Source organism: Streptomyces sp. SID13666 (assembly GCF_010548325.1).
Lineage (GTDB): Bacteria > Actinomycetota > Actinomycetes > Streptomycetales > Streptomycetaceae > Actinacidiphila > Actinacidiphila fildesensis.
The window spans coordinates 39606-46443 of record NZ_JAAGLX010000053.1 but is presented as its reverse complement, the minus strand read 5'-3'; the positions used below and the strand labels follow the sequence as shown (position 1 = coordinate 46443).

Sequence of the window (6838 nt, the reverse complement as noted above, 5' to 3'; positions counted from 1 at the left end):
GCGCCGGGCCGGGCGCGGCGGGGAGGCGTACGTGGTGCTGTGCGAGGCGGCGGCAGGCCCGGCCGCCGCGCTGCCGGTGCTGGCCCGTGAGCTGGAACGCGCCGGTCTGGCGGCGGATGTCGCGACGCTGCTGTGGGAGGTCGCCGGCCTGCCGCCGGACCGGCTGGCCGCCGCCGCGGCCGCCCTGGCGCAGGCCGGACGCACGGACGACTGCCGCACCCTGCTGCACCAGGCCGCGGCACGCCCCGCCGGCGAGGTCGCGGTGCTGGCGGCCGCGCTGTACGAGGAGAACGGGGGCGAGGCGGCCGGGATACTCCTGGGCGCCGTGGTCAGGACCCGGCTGCCTGAGGAGGCCGCGGCCGTCGCGGGCGCGTACCCCGGGCTCGCCGCGCCGCTGCTGGCGGTCGCCGCGTCGATCTCCAAGCCGCGCCGCCGGGACATTGCGGCCGCCCTGCGCCGTGCGGGTCTGCCGGACCGGTGAGCGCGCCGGAATCACCGGCGGGGAGCACGCCGGACTGCCGGAGCGGCCGCCGGTTGCCCCGGTCGGGCTGGAAACGTGATCGACCCGGTCAAGTAACGGTAGCGGTCTTGCCAGAGCGGGTAAGGCGCTTCTACGTTCTTCCACACGGCCGGAATCTACGTGCGTAGACCGGACGTGATGCCACGTCAGAGGAGCTGCTCATGAGCAACGTTGTGCGTGCCGCGCTCGTCCAGGCGACCTGGACCGGTGACACCGAGTCGATGATCGCCAAGCACGAGGAGTACGCCCGGGCCGCGGCCGCCCAGGGCGCCAAGGTCATCGGCTTCCAGGAGGTGTTCAACGCCCCCTATTTCTGCCAGGTCCAGGAGGCCGAGCACTACCGCTGGGCCGAACCGGTCCCCGACGGACCCACCGTCCAGCGGATGCAGGCGCTCGCCCGCGAGACCGGCATGGTGATCGTCGTGCCGGTGTACGAGGTCGAGCAGTCCGGCTTCTACTACAACACCGCCGCGGTCATCGATGCCGACGGAACCTTCCTCGGCAAGTACCGCAAGCACCACATCCCGCAGGTCAAGGGGTTCTGGGAGAAGTTCTACTTCAAGCCCGGCAACCTCGGCTGGCCCGTCTTCGACACCGCGGTCGGCCGGATCGGCGTCTACATCTGCTACGACCGCCACTTCCCCGAGGGCTGGCGCGCCCTGGGGCTGGCCGGCGCCCAGCTCGTCTACAACCCGTCGGCGACCTCCCGCGGTCTGTCCGCCTACCTCTGGCAGCTGGAGCAGCCCGCCTCCGCCGTCGCCAACGAGTACTTCATCGCCGCCATCAACCGGGTGGGCCAGGAGGAGTACGGCGACAACGACTTCTACGGCACCAGCTACTTCGTCGACCCCCGCGGCAAGTTCGTCGGCGAGGTCGCCTCCGACACCAAGGAGGAGCTGGTCGTCCGGGACCTGGACTTCGACCTGATCGACGAGGTGCGCCAGCAGTGGGCGTTCTACCGGGACCGCAGGCCGGACGCCTACGGCGACCTCACGGAGGCCTGATCGTTATGGCCACTGTGACCGAGAACCTGCACTCCGCCCTGCACGCCCGCCACCAGGCCGTCATGCCCGACTGGCTCGCCACGTACTACAGCGAGCCCATCGAGATCACCCACGGCCAGGGCCGCCATGTCTGGGACGCCGAGGGCAACCGCTACCTCGACTTCTTCGGCGGCATCCTGACCACGATGACCGCGCACGCCCTCCCCGAGGTCACCGCCGCCATCACCGAGCAGGCCGGGAAGATCCTGCACTCCTCGACGCTCTATCTGAGCCGGCAGACCGTCGACCTGGCCGAGCGCATCGCCCGGCTGTCCGGCATCCCGGACGCCCGGGTCTTCTTCACCACCTCAGGCACCGAGGCGAACGACACCGCCCTGCTGCTCGCCACCGCCTACCGGGGCTCTAACCAGGTCCTGGCGCTGCGCAACAGCTACCACGGCCGCTCGTTCACCTCGATCGGCATCACCGGCAACTCCGCCTGGTCGCCGACCAGCCTCTCCCCGCTCCAGACGCTGTACGTGCACGGCGGCGTCCGCTCCCGCGGCCCGTACGCGCATCTGGACGACGCCGCGTTCACCGCCGCCTGCGTCGAGGATTTGGAGGACATCCTCGGCCAGGCCAACGGCAGCGTCGCGGCGCTGATCGCGGAACCGATCCAGGGCGTCGGCGGCTTCACCTCGGGGCCGGACGGGCTGCTGGCCGCGTTCAAGCGGGTCCTGGACCGGCACGGCATTCTGTGGATCACCGACGAGGTGCAGACCGGCTGGGGCCGGACGGGTGACCATTTCTGGGGCTGGCAGGCCCACGACCAGGCCGGCCCGCCGGACATCCTGACGTTCGCCAAGGGCATCGGCAACGGCATGTCCATGGGCGGTGTCGTGGCCCGCGCCGAGGTCATGAACTGCCTGACCGCGAACTCCATCTCCACCTTCGGCGGCAGCCCGATCACCACCGCGGGCGCGCTGGCCAACCTGACGTACCTCGTCGACCACGACCTGCAGGGCAACGCCCGCCGGGTCGGCGGGCTGCTCAAGTCCCGGCTGGAGGCGATCAGCGCCGCGCTGCCCATCGTCCGCGAGGTGCGCGGCCGGGGTCTGATGCTCGGCATCGAACTCGTCGAACCCGACACCGGCGAACCGTCGGCGCAGGCCGCGAGCCTGGTGCTGGAGGCGGCCCGCGAGTACGGGCTGCTGATCGGCAAGGGCGGCCGGGCCGGCAACGCGCTGCGGATCGCACCGCCGCTGACGCTCAGCGTCGCCGAGGCGGAAGAAGGCGCGAGCGCCCTCGCGGACGCGCTCAGGCAGACCCAGGACAAGCTCGCCGGAGGAAGGTCATGAGCACCGAACGCACCGTCGTCCGCGGCGGACTCGTCATCACCGCCGCCGAGGAGATCCACGCCGATGTGCTGATCGAGGGCAGCCGGGTGGTGGCCCTTGCCGCCCACGAGTCGGCCGTCGCGGAGAGCTGGACCAGCGGCGACGCCCGCATCGTCGAGGCCGCCGGCAAGTACGTCATCCCGGGCGGCGTCGACGCGCACACCCACATGGAGCTGCCGTTCGGCGGCACCGCGGCGTCCGACACCTTCGAGACCGGCACCCGGGCCGCGGCCTGGGGCGGCACCACGACGATCGTGGACTTCGCGGTGCAGAGCGTCGGCCACTCGCTGCGCTCCGGCCTGGACGCCTGGCACGCCAAGGCCGACGCCCAGTGCGCCATCGACTACGCCTTCCACATGATCCTCTCCGACGTCAACGAGGACACGTTGAAGGAGATGGACGTCCTGGTGGAGGAGGGTGTGACCAGCTTCAAGCTGTTCATGGCCTACCCCGGCGTCTTCTACAGCGACGACGGCCAGATCCTGCGCGCCATGCAGCGCTCGGCCGGCAACGGCGGCCTGATCATGATGCACGCCGAGAACGGCATCGCGATCGACGTCCTCGTCCAGCAGGCGCTGGCGGCGGGGCACACCGACCCGCGCTACCACGGCGAGGTCCGCAGGGCCCTGCTGGAGGCCGAGGCCACCCACCGCGCCATCCAGCTCGCGCGGGTGGCGGGCTCCCCGCTGTACGTCGTGCACGTCTCGGCCGAGGAGGCGCTCGCCGAGCTGGCGCAGGCCCGCGACAAGGGCCTCAACGTCTTCGGCGAGACCTGTCCGCAGTACCTCTTCCTGTCCACCGACAACCTCGCCGAGCCGGGCTTCGAGGGCGCCAAGTACGTCTGCTCCACACCGCTGCGCCCCAAGGAGCACCAGGAGGCGCTCTGGCGGGGGCTGCGCACCAACGACCTGCAGGTCGTCTCCACCGACCACTGCCCGTTCTGCTTCACCGGGCAGAAGGACCTCGGCCGCGGCGACTTCTCCAAGATCCCCAACGGGCTGCCGGGCGTCGAGAACCGGATGGACCTGCTGCACCAGGCCGTCGTGGACGGCCGCATCAGCCGGCGCCGCTGGATCGAGATCGCCTGCGCCACCCCGGCCAGGATGTTCGGCCTCTACCCGCGCAAGGGCACCATCGCGCCCGGCGCCGACGCCGACATCGTCATCTACGACCCGCACGCCGAGCAGGTCGTCTCCGCCGAGACCCATCACATGAACGTCGACTACTCGGCGTACGAGGGGAAGCGGCTCACCGGACGGGTCGAGAGCGTCCTGTCGCGCGGCGAGCCCGTGATCACCGACCGGACGTACGTGGGGCGGGCCGGCCACGGCCAGTACACCCCGCGCAGCACCTGCCAGTACCTCATCTAGGAGCAGCGCCATGGACTTCGGCCTCGTCCTGCAGACGGATCCGCCCGCTTCCGGTGTCGTCGGCCTCATGCGCCGCGCCGAGCGCAACGGGTTCACCCACGGCTGGACCTTCGACTCCGCCGTGCTCTGGCAGGAGCCCTTCGTCATCTACAGCCGCATCCTCGAACACACCCGCAAACTGATCGTCGGCCCGATGGTCACCAACCCCGGCACCCGCACCTGGGAAGTGACCGCGTCCACCTTCGCCACCCTCAACTCCATGTACGGCAACCGCACGGTGTGCGGCATCGGGCGCGGCGATTCGGCGATGCGGGTCGCCGGGCGCAAGCCCAACACCCTCGCGCGCGTCGGCGAGGCGATGGGCGTCATCCGCGACCTCGCCGAGGGCCGCGAGGCGTCCGTCGACGGCACGCCCATGCGGCTGCCATGGGTGGAGAACGGGAAGCTGCCCGTCTGGATGGCCGCCTACGGGCCCAAGGCGCTCGCCCTGGCCGGTGAGAAGGCCGACGGGTTCATCCTGCAGCTGGCCGACCCGTTCCTCACCGAGTGGATGATCCACGCCGTGCGGGAAGCGGCGTCGGCCGCCGGCCGCGACCCGTCCGAGATCACCATCTGCGTCGCGGCGCCCGCCTACGTCACGGACGGCAGCGACGAACAGCTCGCGCACGCCCGCGAGCAGTGCCGCTGGTTCGGCGGCATGGTCGGCAACCACGTCGCCGACCTCGTCTCCCGCTACGGCGAGCACTCCGGCCTGGTGCCCGACGAGCTGACCGCGTACATCAAGCAGCGCCAGGGGTACGACTACGCCCACCACGGCCGCTCGGGCAATCCCGACACCGCCTTCGTGCCCGACGAGATCGTCGACCGCTTCTGTCTGCTCGGCCCGGTCGAGGCGCATCTCGCCAAGCTCGAACACCTCCGGGGCCTGGGCGTCGATCAGTTCGCGCTGTACGACATGCACGACGCCAAGGAGTCGACCATCGACGCCTACGGCGAGCACATCATCCCCGCGCTGAGCTGACCTGAGACGAGGTGCCGATGACCATAACCGCAAGCCCGGGGGACCGCGTCGAACTGCCGGCCGACGCGGCCCTGCCGGACACCCGGTTCGCCAACGAGGACCTGCTGCCCGTCCCGCTCGCGAACCGTACGTGGACGACGTACAACTTCACCGCGCTGTGGATCGGGATGGCGCACAACATCCCCTCCTGGACGCTCGCCTCGGGACTCGTCGCGCTCGGCATGGACTGGAAACAGGCGGTCTTCACGATCGCCCTGGCGAACGTGATCGTGCTCTTCCCGATGCTGCTCACCGGGCACGCGGGACCCCGGTACGGCATTCCGTTCCCGGTGCTGGCCAGGGCCTCGTTCGGGCTCCGCGGGGCGAACCTGCCGGCGCTGGTGCGGGCGGCGGTGGCCTGCGCCTGGTTCGGCATCCAGACCTGGATCGGCGGGCAGGGCATATTCGTCCTGCTCGGCAAGATCTTCGGCGGCGGCTGGGCGGACGTCGGGAAGATCGGCGGCTACCCGTGGACCATGTGGCTGTGCTTCGTGGTCTTCTGGGCCCTCGAACTGGCCATCATCTACCGGGGTATGGACACGCTGCGGCGCTTCGAGAACTGGGCCGCGCCGTTCGTCCTCGTCGGCGCCGTCGTGCTGCTGATCTGGATCACGGTGAAGGCCGGCGGCCTGGGGCCGCTGCTCGACCAGCCGTCGAAGCTCGGCTGGGGCAGCGACTTCTGGCCGGTCTTCTTCCCCTCACTGATGGGCATGATCGGCTTCTGGTCCACCCTGTCGCTGAACATCCCCGACTTCACCCGCTTCGGCGCCGGCCAGCGGGCCCAGATCTGGGGCCAGTCGCTGGGCCTGCCCACGACGATGACGTTCTTCGCGCTGCTGTCGGTGCTGGTCACCTCAGGATCGCAGGCCGTCTACGGAGCGGCCATCTGGAACCCGGTCGAGCTGGCCGCCAAGACCGACAACGTCTTCGGCCTGGTCTTCGCGCTGGTCACCGTGCTCATCGCGACCATCAGTGTGAACATCGCGGCCAATGTGGTGTCACCGGCCTACGACCTGTCCAACCTCGCGCCGAAGTACATCAACTTCCGCACCGGGGCGATGATCACCGGAGTGGTGGGTGTGGTGATCTTCCCGTGGAAGCTCATCGAGACCCCCGAGTTCTACATCTTCACCTGGCTGGGCGTGGTCGGCGGGCTGCTGGGAACGGTCGCGGGCATCCTCATCGCCGACTACTGGATCATCCGCCGCACCGTCCTGGACCTGGTGGACCTCTACACCCCCGGCGGCCGCTACTGGTACACCGCCGGCTGGAACTGGCGGGCGGTCGCGGCCTTCGTCGTCGGCGGGGTGCTGGCGGTCGGCGGCTCCCATTCGGAGCCCGGCAAGGGGCCCTTCCCCGCCGACGGCATGATCCCGTTCCTCAAACCGCTCGCGGACTACGGCTGGGCCGTGGGTCTCGGCTCCGCGCTCGTCCTCTACACGGCCCTCATGCACCCCCTGCTCCGGCGAACCGTACGACAGGACGCGGCCCCGGTCTGATTTGATGGA

Annotated in this window: 5 protein-coding genes and 1 pseudogene; all 6 read left to right on the top strand. The window is 70.3% G+C overall.

Features of this window, described 5'->3' with window-relative positions; all coding sequences use genetic code 11:
* Positions 1-481: pseudogene (locus G3I60_RS38270) on the top strand (hypothetical protein); the annotation flags it as partial.
* Positions 482-681: 200 nt separating this feature from the next.
* Positions 682-1524, top strand: coding sequence for a nitrilase-related carbon-nitrogen hydrolase (locus G3I60_RS38265; RefSeq protein WP_138355562.1), 843 nt, complete (start codon positions 682-684; stop codon positions 1522-1524).
* A 5-nt stretch (positions 1525-1529) separates the two neighbouring features.
* Positions 1530-2861 (top strand): aspartate aminotransferase family protein, encoded by a 1332-nt coding sequence (locus tag G3I60_RS38260; RefSeq protein WP_164297831.1) that lies wholly within the window; start codon positions 1530-1532, stop codon positions 2859-2861.
* Positions 2858-4270 (top strand): dihydropyrimidinase, encoded by a 1413-nt coding sequence (hydA, locus tag G3I60_RS38255; protein WP_138355560.1) that lies wholly within the window; start codon positions 2858-2860, stop codon positions 4268-4270. Before G3I60_RS38260 ends, hydA begins: the two co-directional genes overlap by 4 nt.
* Before the next feature lie 10 nt (positions 4271-4280).
* Entirely contained in the window at positions 4281-5291 is a 1011-nt protein-coding gene (locus tag G3I60_RS38250) for a TIGR03842 family LLM class F420-dependent oxidoreductase (protein WP_138355559.1), read from the top strand.
* A 17-nt stretch (positions 5292-5308) separates the two neighbouring features.
* Positions 5309-6829 carry an NCS1 family nucleobase:cation symporter-1 gene (locus G3I60_RS38245; protein ID WP_138355558.1) on the top strand — a complete coding sequence of 507 codons (1521 nt, stop codon included), beginning with the start codon at positions 5309-5311 and terminating at the stop codon, positions 6827-6829.
* Positions 6830-6838 lie beyond the last annotated feature (9 nt).